The organism is Streptomyces lydicus (genome assembly GCF_004125265.1).
GTDB lineage: Bacteria > Actinomycetota > Actinomycetes > Streptomycetales > Streptomycetaceae > Streptomyces > Streptomyces lydicus_C.
Map to the genome: position 1 here is coordinate 7,139,162 of NZ_RDTE01000003.1, position 22,423 is coordinate 7,161,584.

Genomic DNA, 22,423 nt, shown 5'->3' on the forward strand with positions numbered 1-22,423 from the left:
CCGGGCGCTCTTCCCTGCGCCCGCCGCAGGGCGTCCCCGGCCCGGCCGGAACGCGTCCACCCGGCGTTGTCAGTGGTCCCTGGCACCATCGGCGTATGAGCACCGAAGCGCCCGCCGAACCGGCCCGCCGGCCCTCCGCCGACCTCTCCAACCTCCCTGCCGGAGAGGGGGAATCGGCCCTGCCGACCACCGACGCCGCCTACTGGGAAGAGGCCGCCGCCTCCTTCGACGACGAACCCGACCACGGCCTTCGCGACCCCGCCGTCCGCTCCGCCTGGGCCGCCCGGCTGCGCTCCTGGCTCCCGTCCGCTCCCGCCACCGTCCTCGACCTGGGATGCGGCACGGGAAGCCTGGCCCTGCTCGCCGCCGAGCAGGGCCACCGGGTCACGGGCGTCGACCGCTCCCCGCGCATGATCGCGCAGGCGCGCGGCAAGCTCGCGGGCCACGACGCCGCATTCCTGGTCGGGGACGCCGCCGAACCACCCGTGGGAGAGCAGCGGTTCGATGCCGTCCTGGTGCGCCATGTGCTGTGGGCGCTGCCCGGTCCTTCGGCCGTCCTGCGCCACTGGGCCGGGCTGCTCGCCCCCGGCGGGCGGCTGGTGCTGGTCGAGGGCCGCTGGGGCGAGGCCGAGCCGATCGGCATCCCGGCCGCCGAACTCACGACCCTGGTGGAGCCGTTGGCGGCGCACACCCGCGTCGAGGACCTTTCGCACGATCCGGTGCTGTGGGGCAAGGAGGTGGCTGACGAGCGGTATGCGCTGATCGCCGGGTTCCCGCCCGGCATACCGAAGTGACCGGGCGGCGTGTCAGGGCGCGTCAGTCCGCCGCCCTTTCCCGCACATACTGCCAGGTCGCGGCGAACGGCCGGTAGCCGAGGGTGTGGTTGATGGCGAGCATCGCGGTGTTGCCGGCGTCGTTGTGGGTGAAGGCCTCGGCGCAGCCCGCGTCCCGGGCGCGGCGGAGGGAGAAGACCTTGGCCAGATGGGCCAGGCCCCGGCCGCGGAAGGCGCGGCGGGTGCCGGTCATGGCGGAGAAGTAGCGGGTGTCACCGTCCGTTGCGGCCAGGGCGAAGGAGGCGATCTCCCCGTCCACGGTCACCACCGAGGTCAGGTCCGGATCGAGATGGGGGTGTTCCCAGATATGCAGCAGCCAGTCCTCGTAGGCCATGGCGCCGGGGGGCACCTCGCCCGGTTCGTCGACGCTGACCTCGGTATCCGCGGCATGCAGCGGGCGCGGGTCGGCCTCGAAGTCCGCGCCGGTGTGCAGCCGGACGCCGGAGGGCAGCACGGAGGGGAGCGGCGGCGGGCCGCCCGCCGTGAGGTCGAGGCGCAGGTAGTGGGCCGGGCGGGCGCGGCGGTAACCGTGGCGCTCCGCGAAGGCCGCGGTGCCGGGCTCGTCGGCCGCCCAGGAGAAGATCCGGTCGGCACCGGCCGCGAAGAGGTGGTCCTCGGCCGCGGTCAGCAGCGCATGGCCGATGCCCCGGCCGCGGTGCCCGGGATGGACCTGAAGGGACACCGCGGCCCGGCCGGGGACCTCGGCGTCGTGCAGCACCCCCGCCTGGACCGCGCCGACGATCCTGCCGTCCCGGTGCGCGACGCACAGCCGCAGGCGCTGCGCCGCGGGGGCGGTGGAGACCTCCCAGGCGATGCCCTGCGGGGTGGCGAGCCGGCAGGGCAGAACGGCCCGCCGCAGGTCGGCGACTGCCTTGCCATCGGCGGGGCGGTAGTCGCGCACGGTAACGGCAGACGTCATGACGGCGGACGGTACGCGCCGGTGCGCCGCTGTGCCACTTCTTTTTCCGCGCCCTCGATGGCTCTGCCGGGCGGTGTGCTCGCGAGCGGTGTGATTGCTCGTACCCGTCCGTCGGTGCGCTTCCGAGCGCTGCGCTCCCGACCGGTGCCGCTCCCGAACGGTGTCACCCCCCGATCAGCGCCATCCCTCCGAGGAGTGACACCTTCCCGCACGCCCCGTGTGCCTGACGCACAATGGATGCGACAAAACCGCGCACCGACGGACGGGTACGAGCACGGCAGGTTTCCCGGGGCCGAGACCCCAGGGCGACGGCCGCCACGTATCCGGCCGCCCCACCCACCGCACCAGGAGCGCCACCGTGTCCCCGCAGACCTTGACCCTCACCATCGATCCGGCGTCGGCCGCCGCGCCGTTCGAGCAGGTACGCACCCAGATCGCGGACCAGGCCAGGGAGGGCGGCCTCCCGGTCGGCTACAAACTCCCCACCGTCCGCGGCCTGGCCGAAGACCTCGGCCTGGCCGCCAACACCGTCGCCAAGGCCTACCGCGCCCTGGAGACCGACGGGGTGATCGAGACCCGGGGCCGCAACGGCAGCTTCATCGCGGCGGCCGGGGAGGCCGCGGACAAGGAAGCCGCCGCGGCCGCCGAGAGTTACGCCCACCGTGCCCGGCGCCTCGGCCTGGACCACCGTGCCGCCCTCGCCGCCGTCGAGAATGCCCTGCGCGCCGCCTACCCCGACGCCTGAGCCGCAGCCACCACGCCCCACGCCCCACGTTCCACGCCCCACGCCCACCGCCCCACGCCCGAAAGGATCCGCATGCCCAGCACGCACGCGCTCGTCCGCCGTCCAGGACCCCGCCTCGCCGAGGGGCTGGTCACCCATATCGAACGGCATCCGGTCGACCCCGTGCTCGCCCTGCGCCAGTGGGAGGCGTATGTCCAGGTGCTGCGCGACCACGGCTGGCACACCGTCGAGGCCGGCCCCGCCGACGACTGCCCCGATGCGGTCTTCGTCGAGGACGCCGTGGTGATGTTCCGCAATGTGGCGCTGCTCGCCCGCCCCGGCGCCGGTGTCCGCAGGGCCGAGGTGTCCGGCGCCCGCGCGGCCGTGGAGGCGCTCGGCTGCTCGGTCAACGAGATCCGGGAGCCCGGCACCCTCGACGGCGGTGATGTCCTGAAGGTCGGCGACACCCTCTACGTCGGCCGCGGCGGCCGCACCAACGCCGAGGGCATACGCCAACTCCGCGCCGCCTTCGAACCGTTGGGCGCCCGGGTGATCGCCGTACCGGTGAGCCGGGTGCTGCACCTCAAATCCGCGGTGACCGCCCTCCCGGACGGCACCGTCATCGGCTATCCGCCCCTGGTCGACGACCCCGCCGCGTTCACCCGTTTCCTGCCCGTCCCCGAGGAATCCGGCGCCCATGTCGTCCTGCTCGGCGGCGGCAGCCTGCTGATGGCCGCCTCCGCCCCCAGGAGCGCGGAGCTCTTCGCCGACCTGGGATATCAGCCCGTCGCCGTGGACATCAGCGAGTTCGAGAAGCTGGAGGGCTGCGTAACCTGCCTGTCCGTACGGCTCCGCGAGCTGTATGTCTGACGGGGCGTCACCCCGGGTGGCTCGTGTGCCTGCCCAGGCCGTACCCCCGGCCGTGCCTATCGTGGCGCCATGAGCAACCTCGACCTCAGACCCGCGCCCCATCCGTGCGGCGGCAACGGCCGTACGGGCCCGGTCCGCGATGTCCAGCCCGGCAAGCAGGTGCCGCTCGGCGAGAGCACCGTCGTCCGCAGACTGCTGCCGAACCTCGGCCGGCGGATGGTCGGCGCCTGGTGCTTCGTCGACCACTACGGTCCCGACGACATCGCCGGTGAGCCCGGGATGCAGGTGCCGCCGCACCCGCACATGGGCCTGCAGACCGTCAGCTGGCTGCGCGAGGGCGAGGTGCTGCACCGCGACAGCCTCGGCAGTCTGCAGACCGTACGGCCCGGGGAGCTGGGCCTGATGACCTCGGGCCGGGCCATCGCCCACTCCGAGGAGTCACCGTCCGGCCATGGCCGCCTTCTGCACGGCGCCCAGCTGTGGGTGGCGCTGCCCGGCGGACACCGTGACACCGCACCGGCCTTCGAGCACCACACCGAACTCCCGGTGATCACCGGCGGTGGCGGACTGTCCGCCACCGTCGTCCTGGGCGAGCTGGCCGGCGCCACCTCACCCGGCACCACCTACTCCCCGCTGGTGGGTGCCGACCTCACGCTCGCCGCGGGCGCGGACGCCCGCCTGCCGGTCGACCCCGACTTCGAATACGCGGCGCTGGCCATCTCCGGCGAGAGCGAGGTCGACGGGGTGCGCCTCGCCCCCGGCGCCCTTCTCTACCTCGGCTGCGGACGCGGCGAACTGCCCCTGCGCGCCGACTCCGACAGCAGCCTGATGCTGCTCGGCGGCGAGCCGTTCGAGGAGCGGATCCTCATGTGGTGGAACTTCGTGGGGCGTTCGCAGCAGGACATCGAAGAGGCCCGCGACGCCTGGATGTCGGGCTCCCGCTTCGGCGAGGTGCACGGCTACGACGGCGAGCGGTTGCCGGCCCCCGACCTCCCCGCGGTGCCCATGAAACCGCGGGGCCGGGTGCATTGACGGGGCGGGCGGCACACACCCGGTCAGAGGTTCACAGGTAGAGCCCCGCATCGGCACCCGAGTCCTGGGGCGGGACCGAGGCGGGCCGGGTGCCGCGCCGCAGTGCGTACAGTTCGGCGAGCGAGGCGCCCTCGCGTCCGATGCCCTGCTCCGTGCCGAGCCAGCGCACGGCCTCCGGGCGGGTCAGCGGCCCGACCTCGATCCGGGCCAGACAGCGGCCGGGGCGGACCACCGCCGGATGCATCCGTTCCAGATCCTCGTTGGTGGTCACCCCGACCAGGACGTTACGGCCCTGGCCCAGCAGTCCGTCCGTCAGATTGAGCAGCCGCGACAGCGCCTGGCCCGCGGCGTGCTTGGCCTCGCCGCGGATCAGCTCGTCGCAGTCCTCCAGGAGCAGCAGCCGCCAGCGGCCCTTGCCGGTGCTGTCGTCCTCGCCGATCGCGATGTCCATCAGATAGCCGACGTCGTGGAACAGCCGCTCCGGGTCCAGGACGCAGTCCACCTGGCACCAGTCGCGCCAGGAGCGGGCGAGCGTGCGCAGCGCGGAGGTCTTGCCCGTACCGGGCGGGCCGTGCAGCAACAGCAGCCGTCCGGCGATCTCCTCGGGCGCCACCTTCATCAGCCGGTCCATGGCGTCGGCCACCGGCGCGGTGTAGTTGGGCCGGATCTCCTCCCAGGTGCCGGCCGAGATCTGCCGGGACGTGCGGTGCGGTCCGCGACGCGGTGAGAAGTACCAGAAGCCCATCGCCACGTTCTCCGGCTGTGGCTCCGGTTCGTCCTGCGCACCGTCGGTGGCCGCGCCCAGCACCTTCTCGGCCAGCTCGTCGGTGACGGCGGTGACCGTCACATCGGCGCCGCGGTTCCAGCGCGAGACCAGCAGGGTGAAACCGTCGCCCTCGGCGAGCGTGGCGCTGCGGTCCTCGTCCTTCGCCGAGCGCAGGACCCGTGCGCCCGGCGGCAGCAGTGTCAGGCCGGACTTCACCCGGTCCAGGGACCGGCCGCGGGCGAACGGCTGTTCTCCCTTCGCGAATCGCCCCAGGAAGAGCGCGTCGACGACATCGGCGGGCGCATCGCTGTCGTCCATGGTCAGCCGGAGCGGAAGGGACTCCTCGGCGGCGGACGGCTGGACGTGATCGGCACACATGCCGCCATGATCTGTCACAGCCGTCCGCCGCGTACACGGATTATCCCGGTGTTTTCCCCGCACCAGAACAGAACTGTTACTCAGAAACTCGGGCGTAGCGGGTGGTTCGCTGGCTAATCTGCCCATTGTGCGACGCCATGGTGGGGAACGTCAGGGCCGGGGCTTCACGATCGCGGCCGGGGTGGCGGTGCTGGCGATACTGCTGGCCCTCTGCTCCCTTCCTGGCGACGAGGGCGGGGATGCGAAGCGGCCCGCGCGCCCGCGCGTCGCCGGCCCCGCGGTGGGCTGGGGGTTCACCCACACCCAGTTCAGCGCGGACGACGGCACCGATGCGGCCACCGCACGGGCCGCCCGGCTGCTGTCCGCCCATCCGATGCCGCAGAACCAGCACCTGATGGGCTGGGGCGCGGACAACCCCGAACCGAGTCCGGGCCACTATGACTTCGCCGACCTGGACCGCAGGCTCGCGCTGATCCGGCAGACCGGCGGCACCCCCGTGCTGACCCTGTGCTGCGCACCGGACTGGATGAAGGGCGGCACGGCAGGGCACACCGACTGGAGCGCCCTGGAAAAGGCGCCCGACCCGGCGCATTACGCGGACTTCGCCGCGCTCGCCGGAAAGGTCGCCCAGCGCTATCCGGACGTCCGGCACTTCGTCGTCTGGAACGAATTCAAGGGATTCTTCGACGACGCCAAGGGCCGCTGGAATTACGAGGGGTATACCCGCCTGTACAACCTGGTCTACCGCGCGGTGAAGAAGGTGGACAGCGCGAATCAGGTGGGTGGTCCCTATCTCGTGATGGACAGCTATGTCCCGGGCGACGACACCTATGCCTCCGCCCTCAAGGGCCCCTGGGGCAGCGTCGACCGGCGCACCCTCGACGCCTTTGCGTACTGGAACCGGCACAAGGCCGGCGCGGACTTCCTGGTCGTCGACGGCTCCAGCTACAGCAAGGACAACCGGTACGCCCCGGACGCGTTCGCCGCCACCCGGAAATTCGCCGATGTGGGGCGGTGGCTGCGCAAGGAGAGCGGACTGCCGCTGTGGTGGGCGGAGTGGTACGTCGAGATCCCGGATGAGAGCGACGACCGGGCCGGCTGGAGCGAGCGCCGCCGCACCGCCACGCAGGCCTCCGCCCTGATCGAGATGGCGTCCGGCGGCGCCGCCAGCGGGTTCTACTGGAACCCGGAGACCGAGGGGGCGCACTGCCCCGGATGCCTGTGGACCAGCACCGAGCGGGACGACGGGGGAACGGAGCTGCCCATGATGGACCTGCTGTCCCACTTCTCCCGCGCCTTTCCGCCGGGGAATCGGCCGCAGGACCTCGACACCGGCGGGACGACGGTCCGGGGGCTGGCCGATGACCGGACGGCACTGCTGGTCAACACCAAGGACCGCCGCGCCGTGGTGAAAGTGGATGGTAAGGACGTCACGCTCGCCGGATACGAGGTGCGGTGGATCGACCGGACCTGACCTACATCTGACTCGCGCGTGCCGCGTTCCGGACGGCTCCTGGCGTGCGCGCGGCATCCCTCACGACACCGTCAGGAACCGCTGCACCAGCGACGCCAGAAACACCGCCAGAAGCGGCAGCGAGAACCAGAACAGCCCCTGGATCCAGTGCAGTTGCCGCACGCCGGGGGCGACCGCGACCCGCAGCACCTCGCGGGCCGCCAGCGCCACGATCAGCGCGAGCGCCGCCAGCGCACCGAGCACCGACCACGGTGTCCAGGTCACCTGCGGACCGGCCCTGCCGGGCCGGGGCGGCGGGACCTCGCCCGCCGGGCGCCGCGTCAGCTCGTACACCGCCGCATGCCGGTTGGCCAGCACCCGCCGCAGCTCGGGGCGCCGGTCCAGGGCGGCCCGCAGCCGGGCCTCCCAGCCCTTGCGGTACCCGGAATCCAGCCGCAGCGACTCCGACTGACCGTGGTTGACGATGAGGTACGACTGCGGCCCCGCCTTCCGCAGGGCGGTCACGACCGGGCCCACCCGATCCGGAACGCGGGGCGCCAGGACCGGTTCGTACTGCACCCGCTCCATGTCCTTGGCGCCCCAGGGCATCGCCGGGGTGACGCTGTTGACCGGGTCGCTGCTCAGCCACAGCACCCGCGCGGTCGGCTTGTCGTGCGCATAGACGTAGTCCATCGCCGCGACCTCACCCGGCCGGATCCGCTCGAACGGCTCGTTGCCCCAGCGGGCGACGAGGAAGCCGAAGGTCAGCAGCAGGCCCGTCAGCAGCGCGGCGAGCGGCCCCAGACCGCGCCGGGCGCCGGTCTCGCGCGGGAACAGCGCCAGCGCGGCCAGTACGGCGGCGCCGGGCAGCGCGAACAGGAAGACCCGCAGCGCCATTTCGCCGCCGTAGGACTGCATCCCGAACGCCAGGAAGGGCACGAAGGCCAGCACCGGCAGCGCGCGTTCGGTGAAGCCGGCCCACCGCCGCCGCAGCACTCCCCAGCAGGCCAGCGCCAGCACCCCGCCCGCCAGTGCCACCCGGGCGTAGAGCACCAGCTTGTGGGTGGGATCGCCGCCGCCGATCCGGTCCGTGACGGACGAGGCGACGTTGCCGCCGACGCCGCCGAGCCCGCCGAACAGCTCGTCGAAGTGGCCCGACCAGTAGGGCTCGGCCAGGAACCCGATCCAGGCCAGGACCAGGACGCCGCACAGCAGCGGCAGGCCGTAGAGGTTGGAGCGCCGGACGAGCACCAGGAACGTCAGCACACCGAGCATCACGAACGGAGTGAGCTGATGGCCCGCCACCGACGCCGTGAACAGGGCGATCAGCACGCCGAGCAGCGTCACCAGCTGACCGCGGCCGGCCGGCCGCACCTCCGCCTCACCCGGCCGGCGCAGTCCCCACGTCGGCCGGGGGTCGCGGAACCACACCAGCAGGACCGCCACAAAGGCCAGGTAGAGGAGGTACGTGAACCCCTGCGGCGAGAAGTAGTCCTGGCCGACCCAGCCGCACAGCGCGAACAGCCACAGGGCGCACCACTTCGCCCGCCAGCTCGCCCGTACCGCCCGCAGCAGGAGGAACAGCGGCGCCAGGTAGAGAAGTTCCACGGTCAGCGGCCACCAGCGCAGCACTTCGGTGAAATCCGTGACCCCGCAGGCCCCGGCGACGAACTGCACCGCGGCGAAGAAGCCGGGCCAGCTCCAGCGGGCGTCCAGGTCCGGTACCGCGGTGCCGGTTCTGCCGAGGTAGTCCAGGAACCCCAGATGCTGCCAGGCCGTCGGGAAGCGCGGCTCGGTCTCCAGGACGGCCGGCAGGGCATGCAGCGCCACCACCGTCAGCAGCAGCACCGCGGCGAGCAGCGCCCGCCGTGGCCGGGCGAGCGACAGCGCCGCGCCGAAGGCCGCCACCAGCAGGACGGTCCCGGCGAGCGTCGCCACGGGCAGCACCGAGATCAGCCCGAGCCCGTTCATCCGGTCCAGCGCGGCGTCGCCCATCCCGCGAAGCGGCAGCCAGAACAGCGCGAGCGCGGTGGCCAGCAGCGCCCAGACGGCGAGGTCGGGGCGGCTCCGGAGGCGTACGAGGAGCGCGGGGCGGCGGCCCGGCGGCCTGCCCCCGGGCAGTGGGCGGGGCACGGTGGCGACCGCGGGCTCGCCCTGCGCCTGGTCCCCTCGCACCGCATCCCCCAGCTCCCCGTGGACGGACAGGCCCGCCGGAACCCCGCCGGGGGCGGGTCCGCCCGCCGGTGTGCGGGCGGCCGGCACGGGCACCGTCCCGCGCAGTACCCGGCTCAGCCGGACACCGGCGACCGCGACGATCACCGCCAGGCTGGAGATCTCGGCGACACCGGCGCCGGTCAGCCCCATCCGCGGCAGCAGCACCAGTGTCAGCCCGAGCACCAGCACACACAACAGGCCCTGCAGAGCGGCCAGTCCGGACGTACGGCTCTGGGCACGCAGCACCGCGAAATGGACCTCCATCACGACCCGCAGCAGCGCCCCCACCGCGAACCAGCGCAGCAGCGGCGTCGCCGCCTCCGCGTACCCCGGGCCGAAGATCCCCAGAATATGGGGCGCGCCGAGGAACAGGACGGCACAGACCGGGAGCATGATGCGGGCCATCCGCCGCAGCGCGGCCCGGGTGTGCCGGGCCAGCTGCGCCGGGTCGTGCGCCCCCTCGACGGTCAGCGAGGCGCCCATGTTGAGGGCGAGCAGATTGACCGTGCCGCCGATGGTGGTGGTGATGTAGAAGTACGCATTGTCCGCCGCGCTGACCTGCGAGGCCACCAGGACCGGCACGAGGTAGACCACGGCGAGCGAGAACAGCGACCCGGTGGAGTCGCCGGCCACGAAGCGGCCCATCTCCCGGAGCGACGGCGGCCGTGCGGTGCGGTGCGTGGCCCGTACATGCCGGGGCACCAGCCGCCGGAACACCAGCCAGCCCAGCGGAACCACCGATACCGCGATCGCCGCGGCCCAGGAGACGAAGACCCCGGCGGTGGGCAGCGCCGCGGCGAAGACCACCAACAGCCCGAGCTTCACCGTGGAGAACGAGAGGTTGCCCACCGGCACCCACAGGGCACTGCGCAGTCCGGTCAGTACCCCGTCCTGCAGGGTCAGCAGCGACCAGGCGACCACGGCCAGCAGGAAGCCGAGGCCGGTCAGCGGGCCGTGCAGAAAGCGGTACGAGGGCCCCCACAGACCGAGGGTGAGCAGGAAGACGGCCGCGGCGGCGGCCACCACGGCCGAACTGACCGCGTAGGTCCGCAGCACCAGCCGGCCGGTGCCCCGCCCGGCGACCGGGATGAAGCGGGCCAGCGCACCGGTCAGGGTCACCGCCGTCAGCCCGGCCAGCAGCTTCATCGCGGCGATGGCCGCCGATCCCTGGCCGACTGCCGACTCCGTGTAGTAACGGGCCGCGACCAGCCAGAACCCCAGGCCGAGCAGCCCGGAGACGCCGGTGTTGAGCATCAGCGCATAGGCGTTGCGGAACAGCGGACTCCCGCCGCCCCGCCCGGGGAGCCGGCGCGCGCGGCCGCCGCCTCCCCGGGGCTCCGGTTCCGTGTGCTCCTCGGCCTTGGTGGTGGTGTCAGACACCGGTTTCGTTGCCCCTTCCTCCGCCGCGGGCGTGCCGCGGCGTGCTCAGCCGCCCGGCGTGCACAGCCGGACCGCCTGCCGCGCTCTGCGGACCACCGCGTACCCCTTGGTGAGCACCCGGTCCCGGGCGAAGGCGCGGAGCAGCCCGCGGCCCTCGATGATCCGGGCGAACTCCTCGGTGCCCGTACGGCGCCGCACCGTCAGCCGGGCCAGGGCGTACGGCCCCTGACGGCGGGCGGCGAGCGCATTGCCCACCACCAGCGCCTGCGAGAAGCCCAGCGCGCGCACCGTCCGCCGCACCCGCCGGCTGGAGTGACCGTAGGGGTAGGCGAAGGATTCCGGCGGTGTGCCGATCTGCTCGGCGATGATCTCCTTGCACCGCAGCACCTCGTGCCGCAGCCGGGCGTCACCGACGCCGTCCAGCTGCGGATGGCTGTGGCTGTGCCCGCCGATCTCGACACCCGCCGCGGCCAGCTTCCGCACCTGGTCCCAGTCGAGCATGGTGTCCAGGGCGCCACCGGTGTCGTACGGGCCGGGCAGCCAGCCGGTGCAGACGAAGAGGGTGGCCGGGAAACCGTGCCGGGCGAGAGCGGGCAGCGCGTGCCGGTAGACGCCTTCGTAGCCGTCGTCGAAGGTGATCAGCACCGGCTTGGCCGGCAGCGGTCCGCCGCCCCGCCAGGCCGCGGCCAGCGCGGCGGTGGTCAGCGGGGTGAATCCGGCGTCGGCCAGCACCGCGAGCTGTGCGGCGAAGGCCTCCGGCGGCACGGACAGCTCCCGCACGGCGGGGGCCGGAGCCGCGGTCACCGCGTGGTACATCAAGATCGGCACCACAGGCGGCCGTTCGCTCATGCCGCCGCCCCCTCGCGCTCCGGTCCCGCACCTGCGGCCGCATCTTCCGCCGGCCGGTCAACTCCCTCTCCCCCCACGGGCTTTCCGCGTTCCCGTGACCGCGACCGGGTCTGCATCCGGGCCCGTGCGGTGCCCCACGCATAGCCGGCCGCGGCGGCGGCCACGCCGGCCACGATCGCGCCCGCCCGCCCGGCGCCGCCCGGCCGTCGCAACAGCGCGTCGCGTACCCCGCGCAGCACCCCCGCGGGCAGCACCCGGGTCGTGTAGCGCCGCTCGGCCGACAGCCCGTCCCGTGCGCCGACACTGCGGGTCACCAGCGCCTTGGACAGGCCCTCGGCGTACGCCCGGCTGCGGAAGTAGCCGAACCGCTCCCGTACGGCCGGGACCCGGTGGTGGATGACCGACCGGTCGTCGATCAGCAGCACGGCATCCGGCAGCGAGCGGCTGATCCGGATGCACAGCTCGGTCTCCTCGCAGCCCAGCGGGCGCCGCCCGGCATCCCGGCCGATCCCGACGGCGAATCCGCCGACGAGATCGAACGCCACCCTGCGGAAGGAGGCATTGCCGCCCAGGACATTGCGCACCCGCACCCTGCCCGGCGGCAGACCGCGGTACGTACAGCCCACCACCCAGTCGAACTCCTCGGGGAACCACGCCGGGCGGCGGCCGGACGCCCAGACCGGCTCGGTGCGCCCGCCGACCGCCATCACCGCCGGGTCGGCGTAGGCCGCGGCGAAGTGGCGCAGCCAGTCCCGCTCGGCCACCGCGTCGTCGTCCAGGAAGGCGACGATCTCGCCGCCGGCCACGGCGACACCGGTGTTACGCCCCGCGGACAGCCCCTGGGGTCCTGAATTGGCCATGATCCGTACGGGAGTTGCGGGCGTACGGGAAGCGGGTGCGCCCGCGTGAGCGCCCCTGAAGTGCTCCCTGAGCCGGGTCAGCAGGACGGGGTGATGGTCCACCACCACCAGCACCTCATGCGCGGGGTGGGACTGGCCGTGCACCGACGCCACCGCGGCGAGGATGTCCTCCCACCGGTCCTCGGTGTGGACGCAGATGACGACGGAGATCCGTGGTGCCGGGCCGGCCGCCGGTCTCGCCGCGCTCACCGCGCGTTCCCGGTGATCAGCGCGGGCCGGGCCACCCGGTTCTTCCGGGAGCCCCGCTCGCGCAGGATCACCCTCAGCACCCGCAGCCCGTCCCGCACCGCCCGCAGATTGCTGACGCCGTGGATGCGGTTGTACTCGTGGCTGGGGATCTCCTGCACCCGCAGCCCGGCCTTGACCACCCGGATGTTCATCAGCGTCTCGACCTCGAACCCGGCGCAGTCCAGGGCTATTTCGTCCAGGCAGTGCCGCCAGAAGGCGTTGTATCCGTAGCAGAGATCGGTGTAGCGGGCGCCGAACTTGGTGTTGACCACGGCGGTCAGTACACGGTTGCCGAGCTTGCGGACGGGCGTCATGTCGTCCGTGCCGCCGCCGTTGGCGAACCGCGAGCCCTTGGCGAAGTCGGCCCCGGAGACCAGCGCCGAGACATAGCTGACGATCTCGCCGCCGTCGGCCGACCCGTCCGCGTCGATCATCACGATGATCTCGCCGGTGCAGGCCGCGAAACCGCTGATCAGCGCGTCGCCCTTGCCCTTGCCGCGCTGCGGTACGACCGTGACGTCCGGCCACAGGTCACGGGCGACCCGGACCGTGTCGTCGGTGGAGTTCCCGTCGACCAGGATCACCTCATGGATCCAGTCCGGCAGGGTCTTGAAGACATACGGGAGATTTTCCGCTTCGTTCATCGCCGGGATGACGACACTGACCGGTGGAGCGATGGCCAGATGCGAGGAAACGGGACGGTAGACGGCCTGGTCCGGCAGCAGCGTCAGCGGCGGTTCTTCCGCGTCGGCCGGGCGAAGGAACGAGCTCATCGGGTTTCATGCCCTCTCGTCCGGTGGACCGCCCACCCCCGGGCGGTCCGTGTGGTTATCCGGGTCGAAAGGGGGGTTCACACCCCGGTCGCACGGCAGGGTTCACCGTGCGGACAGGGCGAGCAGGCACGCGTGATTCCGGCTGCGCGGCTCGTGCTCCGGCCCTCGGCAAGCTGTGATCGGCAAGCGAAGACCGTGCGCACGGGACCCCCCCCACCGCGCACCGCACCGGTCGTTCCATCGGATCGAACGGGCTCTCCCCGGAGCCGTCTTGCGATGATCGTCCGGTGCGGGTGGATGTGCGTCGGTATTGATGTCAGGGACTGTAGGGCACGCTCTTCGGCGTCAAATACCCTTTGCGGCAACTGGCCGGTGCACTCGGGGGCACGCCCGTATGAATGCACCGGCGCACGCCCCGTTGCGCCCTGGGGAACTCCGCAAAACCCCGGCACGGACCGCCGCTGCCGGGTTATGCGTCACCGACCCGACCGGATCCGGCCCACCCGCTTGAGCAGACGGTCGGCGGGCGCGAACAGCTCCGGCCTGGCCAGCACCGCATTGCGCAGCGCACGCACCGGCGCGCGCCGCGCCCGGTGCCCCAGTGCCACCGGATGCCGCCGCATCACCCACCCCTCGGACACCATGAGTTCACGGGTCTTGAGGGAGTCCTTGTAATCCTTCGCGCCGCGCCCCAGGTCGAGATGGCCGACCGATTCCGCGGCCGCCGCCTGCGCCATCCGCAGATGCAGCACCAGCCCCGGGGAGAACTTCGCGAACCGGGGGTCGTAGGCCGGGAACCAGCAGGCGAGAACGGACTCCGAACGCAGCCCGAAGTGCGCCGCGACCGGCCGCTCGCCCGCGTACAGCACCGACAGCAGCCCCGCGAAGGAAGCGCTGCGGGTGTGGAAGAGGTGCTGTACGAGCCGGACGATCCAGGGGTGTGCGAAGCGGTCGCTGCGCCCCGTCCTGCGGTACTGCGCCGACTTCCACTCCATGAGCGTCCGCAGCGCCGCCGGGTCGCGCTCGTCGTGGACATAGCGCAGCGGCCCGATGTCCCGGCCGAGCTTGCGTTCCTTGGCGAGCGTGGTCCGGGTGAACTTCGGCGACCGGGCCCGCAGCCCCGCCAGATAGGCCTCGAAGCCCTGGTCCACCTCGATGACGGGTGAGCCATGACCGCTGAACGAGGCCGTCTCGAAGGGCTTCTGGCCCTCCACCAGATGATCGAACTCCAGCACCGACAGCCCGCAGGCCCGCAGCAGCTCCCGGGCGTCCCAGCGGAACCCGGGCCGGTGCACCAGCCCCTGGGCATCGGAGACGCCCAGGCCGACCGCCCGCCCGGTCCCGAGCACCGAGCGCTGGAAGGGCAGGAACGCGGCCGGCTCACCGTGCTCGTGGAGCACCGCGATCCGTACGCCGCTTCGGCAGTGGCCGACGGCCAGGGTGAACTCGGGGGAGAGGAAGGGGTTCGCCAGTTGCGGCGTCCCCAGGGACCGTGCCCGGGACTGCAGGGCGGTCCAGGCACTTCGGTCGGCCCCGGTCAGTTCGCCGGGGCGGTACACCGCCACGTCCATCTCAGCCCGCCCGGCTTCCGGGGGCCCGGCCCGTACGCCGCCGCACCGCGCCGGCCAGCAGCAGGGCGCCGCTGAGCCCCGCCACCGCCAGCACGCCGCCGCGCAGCGACCACAGATGCAGCGCCAGCATGGTCTGCGCCACCAGCAGATCGACGGCCAGCGCCCCGGCCCCGGCGGCGACCGCGCGGCCGAGCGGATCCATCCGGCCCAGCGCCACGGCGAGTGCGCCGGCGGGTGCCATCAGGAGGAAGAAGAGGGTGAACGGCGCACGGAGGGGAGAGCCGATATCGGCGAGCGCGAGGACGGCGCCCATGATGCCGATGCCGACCGCCATCCCCGCGACCAGCGAAGCGGTGGCGCTCGCCGGCCGCTCCCCGGGTGGTGGCGGGTCGTGCGAGCCGTGCTGAGCGATGGTCTCGGTGTGCATTGGCAGCTTTGCCCCCCATAAGCGCCGGATGCCGGGCCTCAATGTCGCGCAACGCTCCGAGCACCGTCAAGACATGACGAAGGCCAAAAACCTACGCAACCGTGCGGGGCGGAAGCGGTGGGCCGCGGCGCCGGGCCGCCCTCGGACGGCGCAATGGCGGCAGCGGAGGCCGGCCGTCCGGAGACTGGGGGGACGTGCCGCGAGGTGAGGTGACCGCCGGAAGGAGCCGTGTCCGTGGAGCCGCCGAGCGGAATCGCCCTGACGGTGATCATGGTGTGCCTGACCGTGGCCACCGGGGTGCTCGACGCCGTCAGCTTTCTGTCGCTCGGTCAGGTCTTCACCGCCACCCAAACTGGCAATCTGCTCTTCCTCGGGTTCGGTATCGCAGGCCAGGGCGGCCTGCCGGTCCTGGCGACGGTGGTGTCGCTCGGCGCCTTCGCCCTGGGCGCGGCGCTCGGGGCGCGGTGGGAATCGGCACTGGCCGTGCGGCAGCGCCAGTGGTTCCCGGTCGCACTGGCCACGGAGGCGACGCTGCTGGCCGGGGCCGCGGTGGCCGCATGGGAGTGGGGGCCGGTCCGGGGCCTGCCGCCGGGCCGGCGCCTGGTCGTCGTCGGGCTGATGGCGGTGGCGATGGGCATACGCAATGTCACCGCCATACGCACCGCCGCCCCCGACTTCACGACGACGGTGGAGACCCGGGCGATGACGGCCCTGGTCAGCGGGTCACCGCTGGGGCGCGACAAGCGCCTGGGCTACGGCAGCCATGTGGCGGGCCGCCGGCTGGTCTCGGTCTCCGCGATGTTCGCCGGGGGCCTGCTCGGCGCCGGACTGCTCGGCCTGGGGACGCGTCCGACGCTGGTGATCCTGCTGGTGGCCCTCGTCATCGCGGCCACCGCCTTCCTCGTCCCCGGCCTCGCCGGCCGCCTGGACCCCACCGAGGAATGACCGGCCTTTCCCGCACCGGCCCGGACGGGACCGGAGAGAAGCGGCGCCGGAGAGAAGCGGCACCGGAAACGAGCGGCACCGGAAACGAGCGGCACCGGAAACGAGCGGCGCCGAAGAGGGGAAGCACCGGAGAGGAGGAACATCCGTGCCCCCGCGGGCAGAGACGCGTGTCGGGAGGGCGAACATCCCCTCGTATCAGGATATTTGCCGTGAGCTGTCGATGACTTTTGGCATGGACACTTCCGGCTACCCGCGAGTTTTGCTACCACGAATGTGGCAGAGACCCTGCCAAGGGAGGTTCCATGAGACTGTCCCGATGTGCGGCCCTGACATCCGCCTTCTTCGTCACCATGGCGCTCGCGCTCACCGGCGCGAGCGCCGCCGTATCGGCCCAACTCCCCGACGCCACGGGCTATGTGGCCCTCGGTGACTCCTACTCCTCCGGCGTGGGAGCCGGCAGCTACGACAGTGCCAGCGGCTCCTGCAAGCGCAGCACCAAGGCCTACCCGGCTCTGTGGGCCGCCGCGCACTCCCCCTCCTCCTTCCGGTTCACCGCCTGTTCCGGCGCCCGAACGGGTGACGTTCTCAGCGGCCAGCTCGCCCCGCTCAACAGTTCCACCGGCCTGGTCAGCATCACCATCGGCGGCAACGACGCGGGATTCGCCGACACCATGACGGCCTGTGCGCTCCAGGGCGAGAGCGCCTGTCTGGCCCGGGTGGCGCAGGCCAGGACCTACATCGACACCACCCTGCCCGGTCAGCTCGACGGGGTGTACAGCGCCATCTCCCAAAAGGCCCCGGCCGCACATGTGGTGGTCGTGGGCTACCCCCGCTTCTACAAGCTCCGCGGGAGCTGTATCGCCGGCCTCTCCGAGAAGTCCCGTGCCGCGATCAACGCGGCCGCCGACGACATCAACGGCGTCACTGCCAAGCGGGCCGCCGACCACGGCTTCACCTTCGCCGATGTCAACGCCACCTTTTCCGGCCATGAGCTGTGCTCCGGCAGTGCCTGGCTGCACAGCGTGACCCTCCCCGTGCTGGAGTCCTACCACCCCACCGCCACCGGGCAGTCCGGCGGCTATCTGCCGGTGTTCGCCTCCGCTGCGTAATCATCCGCTCGCCGGCCGCCGGGGGGAGGCAGGGAGATCCCGGTCTCTCCCCGTGCGCCCTGGCGGCCCGTCAGGCGCCCCGTGCGGCCCCCGTGGCAGCCCGATGACCCTCAACTCGCCCTGGCCCATGCGGTGTAGGTGACATTCCGTATGGTGTTTGTCAACGTCAAGGCGAGGCAGGTGAACCCGTTGACCGGTCTGCACGCGTGTCCTCCGAGAGAGATAGGGTTACCCTGCCCGGGCCGGGTGCCCTCGTAGGGTGGGGAGAGTCATGGAACAGATAACAGTGCGTAGCAGGGCGCGAGTCCCTGCCATCAATTGCGGGAGCGGTGCGTCCAGTGCGCGTCTCGACCGCCATTTCGCGGTGCTGGGTGGTCCCGCCATCCCGCAGCGTGAGGTGGAGGGCGCGACCTCGCTGATGCAGGAGCTCACCGCGCGCGATCGCTCGCGCGCGAGGAACAGCCGCGGCGCCAGGGTGTCGTTGTTCGCGCCGCTGCGCAGGCTGCGGCGCTCGCTGTTCGGGGGTCACGGCTGATCCGCTGCTGAAGCGGCATCTCGGGCGATCACACCGTCCCGGCGCGGCACCGCGGTCCGATCGCTCGTCAGGCCCAGGGCGCCGGCAGCTCGTCGGTGTGCTCGCCGGGGCGGGACCCTGCCCCGAAGATGCCGTGAGGCACCCGCTCGATTGCCCCGGCCCCGTCCCCCACCCGGTCGGCGCAGCACTCCCCACCACCCGTTGCCCGGCAATGGGTGGTTTTGTGTGTCCACGGGGCCTCCGGGGCCCTTCGCCAGGCCCACGGCTCACAGCAGCGCGAACTGCCCTTCCGGGCCCTCCTCGTGGTGATCGAGCACCGAAGCCGGACGGTGAGCGGAGACCGGCGCCGGGAGGACACCGGCTGCGCGTAGTTCGCCGGCCGTCAGCTGCGGGCCGACGCCCTCGCTCTGCCGTCGCAACTCCTCGTACTGCGGCCGCAGTTCTGACAGCAGCGCCAGTACGGTGATCAGCTCCAGCAGCTCGGAGGTCCACTCCTGCGGCCAGTCGGCGGGGCGCAGCGCCGCCAGCGAACCGGCCTCGGGTGCTTCCGCCCCCGCCGCGGCCGTGTCGGTGCGCTCGGCCAGCCACGCCTGAAGGACACGTACGCCGCCCGCGTGGAAGTCCCAGGCGCCCGGCGGCACCGGCGAGATCCGGCCGCCGCCGAGCAGCAGCGCCTCCTCCGCCGGGTCGTAGGCGACGTCCTGCGGCAGCCCGCGGGCGGGGAGCGCGGAGCGTACGTACGGCCGCCGGCCGCCCGGCATCCGGGGCCGCTCGCCGCCGCGCCCGCCGTCCGCCCCGGGTGCGTAGGCGCCGCGGGTGGTGAGCCAGAGCAGCCGCTCGCCGAGGGCGACGCCGCGGTCCCAGAGCTCCGGGTCGGCGGTGAGCGGCACCGTGCAGCCCTCGGGGGAGTGCCGGGCGTTCGTGACGAGCCAGGCCAGCAGGTCCGTCGGCGCCACCGGGCGGTCCAGGCGCCGGCCGAGCAGGGTGAGCAGGCCCGGGGCGAGATTGGGCTCGTGTCCGGCGGGCCGCCGGTAGAACGGGCGGATCCGTCCGGGGCGGCCGGCCGGCGAACGCCCGTCGGGCGGCAGCGCGGAGCACACCACCGCGGGGCCGGGCACCTGCGGCACCTGCCCCCACTCGACCACGAACAGCTGCCGGTCGTCCGCCACCCGCCACAACTCCGGCCGCGCGCCGTCGATCAGCCGGTGATCGGGCAGCAGCCACTGCTGGTCGAACGGGCCGTGCGTCACCCGTACCGGCTCGGGGCACGGGCCGCCCGCACGGTACAGCCGTTCGGTCGCCGTGGCCTGGCCCGGCAGCTGGCCGACGGCGGAGTGCAGGGTCCGGGCCCGGGACGGCCGGAACAGCCGCTCGCGGGCCGCCGCGTCCTCGGCCGCCACCAGTGCCGCCCAGCGGGCCCGCAGCGTGGCCGGATCCGGCGCCAGCACCCAGGAGCGGCCGAGCCGCAGCGGCGCCACGGACCAGGGCATGAGATCGGACAGCCGTGGCGCGTCCTGCTTCGCCGTCACGCGGAGCCCCTCCCGGACCGTTCGGTTGACCCCGGCATGGTATCCACCGGGCCTGCGGCGGTACCGAATCCGCAGGCCACGTTCGCCGCCGGGGGTGGTCGGGCAGGCGGTCTTCCGCTTGCTGATCTTGGAGGAGTACGGTCCTCGCCGTACGCCCGACCACGCGGTGCGGACCTGGCTCCGTCCCGCACGCCGGGAACTGCTCAGGGGAGGACCGCCATGACGGACACCACCTCTCCCACGCCTGAACGGCGCGGGGAGACCCCTACCGGCATCCGGGCCGCCGCACGGCTGGACCGGCTGCCGCCGTCCCGGTGGCACCGCCGGATCACCCTCGTCGTCGGCATCGGGGCTTTCTTCGACCTCTACGAGATCTTCCTCGGCGGGGTGCTGGCCGCGGCCCTCGCCGAACAGTGGCACCTCGGGCCCACCGCGAAATCCTGGGTGATCGCCACCGGCTTCCTCGGGATGTTCGTCGGGGCGAATGTGCTCTCGGTGCTCGCCGACCGCTTCGGGCGGCGCCGGATGTTCCTGATCAACCTGGCGGCGTACTCGTTCTTCTCGCTGCTGTGCGCCTGTGCCCCTGATCTGTCCTGGTTCCTCGCGCTGCGCTTCCTGGCCGGTCTGGGGCTGGGCGCCGAACTCGTGCTGGTCGACACCTATCTCGCGGAGTTCCTGCCCCGCGCGGTACGCGGCCGCTATATCGCCCATGCGTACACCTTCGGGTTCCTCGGCGTTCCGGTCGCCGCGCTGCTCGGTGCCCGGCTGGTGGCCGCCCATCAGCCGCTGGGCGTCGAGGGGTGGCGCTGGCTGCTGATCGCCGGCGCGCTGGGCGCCGGTTTCCTCCAGGTGATGCGCCGCCAACTCCCGGAATCCCCGCGGTGGTTGGTGGTGCAGGGGCGTGGTGAGGAAGCCGAACGGATCGTGGCCGGGCTGGAGGAGCGAGTGGCCCGGGAGCGCGGCGGCAGCCTGCCCTCGGTGCCGGAGGCGGAGACCGTACCGGAGCGGAAGGTGCCGCTGGCCGAGATGTTCCGGGGCGATCAGCGGCGGCGCACCGTCATGTGGTGGATCTTCCAGGTGCTGCAGACCGTCGGCTACTACGGCTTCGGGTCGCTGGCACCGGTGGTGCTCACCGCGAAGGGCCACACCGTCACCGAGTCGCTGCTGTACGCGGCGCTGAGCTTCTGCGGCTACCCGGTCGGGTCCGCGCTGTCCGTCCCGCTCATCGACCGGATCGAACGCCGGACGCTGATCATCGCCTCGGCACTGGGTATCGCCGGCTGCGGTCTGGCCTTCGGTTTCGCCACCGCCTCCTGGGCCATCGTCACCTTCGGCTTCCTCCTGACGGTGTGCAGCAATGTCTTCTCCAACGCCTTCCACGTCTACCAGACCGAGATCTTCCCGACCGGCCTGCGCAGCAGCGCGATCGGCATCGCCTACTCGCTGTCCCGGCTCACGTCGGTCGTGCTGCCGTTCGTGGCACTGAGCGTTCTCAACGACCTGGGCCCCGCCGCGGTGTTCACCGGCTCGGCCGGGCTGATGCTGCTGCTGTGCGCGGACGTGGCGCTGCTGGGGCCGCGGAGCACGGGGCGGAGCCTTGAGAGGATTTGAGCCCACGTTTTCGGCTGCCCCGCCGTGGGGGTTCTCGCCGTGTTTCGCCCGCTAACGCGGTGCGCTCGCCGTGGCGCCTGGCGGCGGGCGTTGCCGCTGCGCGGGGCTGTCGGGTGCGGTGACGGGCCTCCGCGGGTGGGGTGCCGGACTGCTTCGCTTTACGCTCCGCTGCGCTCCGCCTTTGCTCCTCTTATTTGGGCCTTTGGAAGCAAAGCCCGGACACCCACCCGCTCCGGCCCGTCCCCTCCCGTTGAGGGGTGGGAAGAAGGCCGGTGGGGGTGGACCTGAGCGGTCCGGTGCACCTTGCGATCACACGGAAACGGGCCACGCCGTAATAGCCAGTAGGGGCCGCAGGGCTACGACCGTGGCCCGCCCCCACCCACCTTCACTTACTCCCCCACGGGAGGGGACGGGCCGGAGGGGGCGGTGTGTGGGACGTAAAGCGAAGCAGTCCCACACACCGCCCCCGGAGGTCCGTCACCGCACCCACAGCCCCGCGCAGCGGACCCCGCCCGCCGCAGGCGCAACGGCGAGCGGACCGCGCAGCGGGCGAAAAACGGCGAGCAACAACCACGGCGGGAAAGACAAAAACGTGGGAAGCCGCTACGCGTCCAGCGTCACCGTGAAGGAGAACCTGTCGCCCCGGTAATGAATCCGGGCGACATCGACCACGTCGCCCCCCTCACCGTAGGTGACCCCCGTGTAGTGCAGGATCGGGCTGAGCAGTGGAACCTGTAGCAGGCGGGCGGTCTCCGGGTCGGCCAGGCGGGCCTCGACGCTGTCGGTGATCCGGCTGATCCGGACGCCCACCTCGTCCCGCAGTACCTTCGTCATCGGCCAGCGCAGCAGATCCGCCGGATCGATCAGCTCGGCGATCTCGGGGCGTACGTAGTTGTGGGCGTGATTGGTCGGCTCGCCGGTTTCCTCGTCGCTGCGCAGTCGGCGGAACCCGGCCACCTCTGTCATGTCCGGGAAATACTCGGACAGTTCGGACGGTACCGGGGTGGGGCCGTGCTCCAGCAGTTCGGTGCTCATCCCGGACTGCTGGGCAACGATCGTGTCCACCGAGCCCAGCAGCCGCACCGGCGCACCGCGCTGGGCGCTCGGCTCGATGAAGGTGCCACGGCGCCGGTGCCGGCTGATCAGGCCCTCCGCCTCCAGCTCCTTGAGGGCCTGGCGCATGGTCAGCACGCTCACGCCGTAGTGCGCGGCGAGCGCGTCCTCGGTGGGCAGCCGCAGCGGCGCCTCGGGCGAGCGGCCGAGTATGGAGGCGCGCAACGACTGCGAGACCTGGTACCACAGCGGCAGCTTGCGGTTCAGGGCGAGCGAGTCGGGAGCGAAGGTGGTCACGAGGCGT

At 72.5% G+C, this 22,423-nt stretch carries 19 protein-coding genes; 9 read left to right on the forward strand and 10 right to left on the reverse strand.

Annotation, left to right across the window (positions count from 1 at the left end):
* Positions 1-95 precede the first annotated feature (95 nt).
* The gene (locus D9V36_RS33905) at positions 96-794 is read left to right on the forward strand and encodes a class I SAM-dependent methyltransferase (RefSeq protein WP_129297125.1); all 699 of its coding nucleotides are present in this window, start codon (positions 96-98) and stop codon (positions 792-794) included.
* A 22-nt stretch (positions 795-816) separates the two neighbouring features.
* On the opposite strand, the gene D9V36_RS33910 is transcribed toward D9V36_RS33905, so the two are convergent.
* A complete protein-coding gene (locus tag D9V36_RS33910; protein WP_129297126.1) occupies positions 817-1,752 on the reverse strand; it encodes a GNAT family N-acetyltransferase in 936 nt (311 codons plus the stop codon).
* A gap of 358 nt (positions 1,753-2,110) precedes the next feature.
* Between D9V36_RS33910 and D9V36_RS33915 the strand changes: the two genes are divergently transcribed.
* The 3 genes from D9V36_RS33915 to D9V36_RS33925 all read left to right on the forward strand — a co-directional run bounded on the left by D9V36_RS33915 (position 2,111) and on the right by D9V36_RS33925 (position 4,378).
* On the forward strand, positions 2,111-2,497 hold the full coding sequence (locus D9V36_RS33915) for a GntR family transcriptional regulator (RefSeq protein ID WP_129297127.1): 387 nt from the start codon (positions 2,111-2,113) through the stop codon (positions 2,495-2,497).
* Positions 2,498-2,569: 72 nt separating this feature from the next.
* Complete coding sequence (gene ddaH, locus D9V36_RS33920) at positions 2,570-3,346, forward strand: dimethylargininase (RefSeq protein ID WP_129297128.1); 777 nt, start codon at positions 2,570-2,572, stop codon at positions 3,344-3,346.
* A gap of 69 nt (positions 3,347-3,415) precedes the next feature.
* On the forward strand, positions 3,416-4,378 hold the full coding sequence (locus D9V36_RS33925) for a pirin family protein (RefSeq protein ID WP_129297129.1): 963 nt from the start codon (positions 3,416-3,418) through the stop codon (positions 4,376-4,378).
* A 31-nt stretch (positions 4,379-4,409) separates the two neighbouring features.
* Here D9V36_RS33925 and D9V36_RS33930 read toward each other — a convergent pair whose 3' ends face one another.
* Positions 4,410-5,522, reverse strand: a complete 1,113-nt coding sequence (locus tag D9V36_RS33930) for a DUF5925 domain-containing protein (protein ID WP_129297130.1) — start codon at positions 5,520-5,522, stop codon at positions 4,410-4,412.
* A 127-nt stretch (positions 5,523-5,649) separates the two neighbouring features.
* Between D9V36_RS33930 and D9V36_RS33935 the strand changes: the two genes are divergently transcribed.
* On the forward strand, positions 5,650-6,996 hold the full coding sequence (locus tag D9V36_RS33935) for a xylan 1,4-beta-xylosidase (protein ID WP_164993087.1): 1,347 nt from the start codon (positions 5,650-5,652) through the stop codon (positions 6,994-6,996).
* 60 nt (positions 6,997-7,056) lie between these two features.
* Here the strand turns inward: D9V36_RS33935 and D9V36_RS33940 are convergent, their stop codons facing one another.
* From D9V36_RS33940 to D9V36_RS33965, 6 genes are all read right to left on the reverse strand, one after another.
* Positions 7,057-10,569: a lipopolysaccharide biosynthesis protein gene (locus tag D9V36_RS33940; RefSeq protein ID WP_129297131.1), complete on the reverse strand. Its 3,513-nt coding sequence runs from the start codon at positions 10,567-10,569 to the stop codon at positions 7,057-7,059.
* Positions 10,570-10,614: 45 nt separating this feature from the next.
* Positions 10,615-11,418 (reverse strand): polysaccharide deacetylase family protein, encoded by an 804-nt coding sequence (locus D9V36_RS33945; protein WP_129297132.1) that lies wholly within the window; start codon positions 11,416-11,418, stop codon positions 10,615-10,617.
* Entirely contained in the window at positions 11,415-12,527 is a 1,113-nt protein-coding gene (locus tag D9V36_RS33950) for a glycosyltransferase family 2 protein (RefSeq protein ID WP_129297133.1), read from the reverse strand. Before D9V36_RS33950 ends, D9V36_RS33945 begins: the two co-directional genes overlap by 4 nt.
* The gene (locus tag D9V36_RS33955) at positions 12,524-13,339 is read right to left on the reverse strand and encodes a glycosyltransferase family 2 protein (RefSeq protein WP_129297134.1); all 816 of its coding nucleotides are present in this window, start codon (positions 13,337-13,339) and stop codon (positions 12,524-12,526) included. Before D9V36_RS33955 ends, D9V36_RS33950 begins: the two co-directional genes overlap by 4 nt.
* A 476-nt stretch (positions 13,340-13,815) precedes the next feature.
* Positions 13,816-14,910, reverse strand: coding sequence for a GNAT family N-acetyltransferase (locus tag D9V36_RS33960; protein ID WP_129297135.1), 1,095 nt, complete (start codon positions 14,908-14,910; stop codon positions 13,816-13,818).
* A gap of 1 nt (position 14,911) precedes the next feature.
* Positions 14,912-15,337, reverse strand: coding sequence for a hypothetical protein (locus D9V36_RS33965; RefSeq protein WP_241721138.1), 426 nt, complete (start codon positions 15,335-15,337; stop codon positions 14,912-14,914).
* A gap of 234 nt (positions 15,338-15,571) precedes the next feature.
* Between D9V36_RS33965 and D9V36_RS33970 the strand changes: the two genes are divergently transcribed.
* The 3 genes from D9V36_RS33970 (at position 15,572) to D9V36_RS33980 (ending at position 17,926) form a co-directional block, all read left to right on the forward strand.
* Positions 15,572-16,282 carry a YoaK family protein gene (locus tag D9V36_RS33970; protein WP_129297136.1) on the forward strand — a complete coding sequence of 237 codons (711 nt, stop codon included), beginning with the start codon at positions 15,572-15,574 and terminating at the stop codon, positions 16,280-16,282.
* A 302-nt stretch (positions 16,283-16,584) separates the two neighbouring features.
* On the forward strand, positions 16,585-17,391 hold the full coding sequence (locus D9V36_RS33975; RefSeq protein WP_129297137.1) for an SGNH/GDSL hydrolase family protein: 807 nt from the start codon (positions 16,585-16,587) through the stop codon (positions 17,389-17,391).
* 271 nt (positions 17,392-17,662) lie between these two features.
* On the forward strand, positions 17,663-17,926 hold the full coding sequence (locus D9V36_RS33980; RefSeq protein ID WP_129297138.1) for a hypothetical protein: 264 nt from the start codon (positions 17,663-17,665) through the stop codon (positions 17,924-17,926).
* Between the two features lie 266 nt (positions 17,927-18,192).
* Here the strand turns inward: D9V36_RS33980 and D9V36_RS33985 are convergent, their stop codons facing one another.
* Positions 18,193-19,455: a type ISP restriction/modification enzyme gene (locus D9V36_RS33985; RefSeq protein WP_129297139.1), complete on the reverse strand. Its 1,263-nt coding sequence runs from the start codon at positions 19,453-19,455 to the stop codon at positions 18,193-18,195.
* A 219-nt stretch (positions 19,456-19,674) separates the two neighbouring features.
* Here D9V36_RS33985 and D9V36_RS33990 point away from each other — a divergent pair, with 219 nt between their 5' ends.
* Positions 19,675-21,066, forward strand: coding sequence for an MFS transporter (locus D9V36_RS33990; protein ID WP_129297140.1), 1,392 nt, complete (start codon positions 19,675-19,677; stop codon positions 21,064-21,066).
* 603 nt (positions 21,067-21,669) lie between these two features.
* Here D9V36_RS33990 and D9V36_RS33995 read toward each other — a convergent pair.
* The gene (locus D9V36_RS33995; RefSeq protein ID WP_129297141.1) at positions 21,670-22,416 is read right to left on the reverse strand and encodes a GntR family transcriptional regulator; all 747 of its coding nucleotides are present in this window, start codon (positions 22,414-22,416) and stop codon (positions 21,670-21,672) included.
* Between the last annotated feature and the right edge of the window lie 7 nt (positions 22,417-22,423).

What these genes read in the sequence shown, in the direction of transcription:
- D9V36_RS33990 (WP_129297140.1), top strand. Translation starts at nt 19,675, where the DNA reads ATGACGGACACCACCTCTCCCACGCCTGAACGGCGCGGGGAGACCCCT.
- D9V36_RS33960 (WP_129297135.1), bottom strand. Translation starts at nt 14,910, where the DNA reads ATGGACGTGGCGGTGTACCGCCCCGGCGAACTGACCGGGGCCGACCGA.
- D9V36_RS33945 (WP_129297132.1), bottom strand. Translation starts at nt 11,418, where the DNA reads ATGAGCGAACGGCCGCCTGTGGTGCCGATCTTGATGTACCACGCGGTG.
- D9V36_RS33980 (WP_129297138.1), top strand. Translation starts at nt 17,663, where the DNA reads ATGGAACAGATAACAGTGCGTAGCAGGGCGCGAGTCCCTGCCATCAAT.
- D9V36_RS33930 (WP_129297130.1), bottom strand. Translation starts at nt 5,522, where the DNA reads ATGTGTGCCGATCACGTCCAGCCGTCCGCCGCCGAGGAGTCCCTTCCG.
- D9V36_RS33905 (WP_129297125.1), top strand. Translation starts at nt 96, where the DNA reads ATGAGCACCGAAGCGCCCGCCGAACCGGCCCGCCGGCCCTCCGCCGAC.
- D9V36_RS33965 (WP_241721138.1), bottom strand. Translation starts at nt 15,337, where the DNA reads ATGCACACCGAGACCATCGCTCAGCACGGCTCGCACGACCCGCCACCA.
- D9V36_RS33955 (WP_129297134.1), bottom strand. Translation starts at nt 13,339, where the DNA reads ATGAGCTCGTTCCTTCGCCCGGCCGACGCGGAAGAACCGCCGCTGACG.
- D9V36_RS33925 (WP_129297129.1), top strand. Translation starts at nt 3,416, where the DNA reads ATGAGCAACCTCGACCTCAGACCCGCGCCCCATCCGTGCGGCGGCAAC.
- ddaH (WP_129297128.1), top strand. Translation starts at nt 2,570, where the DNA reads ATGCCCAGCACGCACGCGCTCGTCCGCCGTCCAGGACCCCGCCTCGCC.
- D9V36_RS33910 (WP_129297126.1), bottom strand. Translation starts at nt 1,752, where the DNA reads ATGACGTCTGCCGTTACCGTGCGCGACTACCGCCCCGCCGATGGCAAG.
- D9V36_RS33975 (WP_129297137.1), top strand. Translation starts at nt 16,585, where the DNA reads ATGAGACTGTCCCGATGTGCGGCCCTGACATCCGCCTTCTTCGTCACC.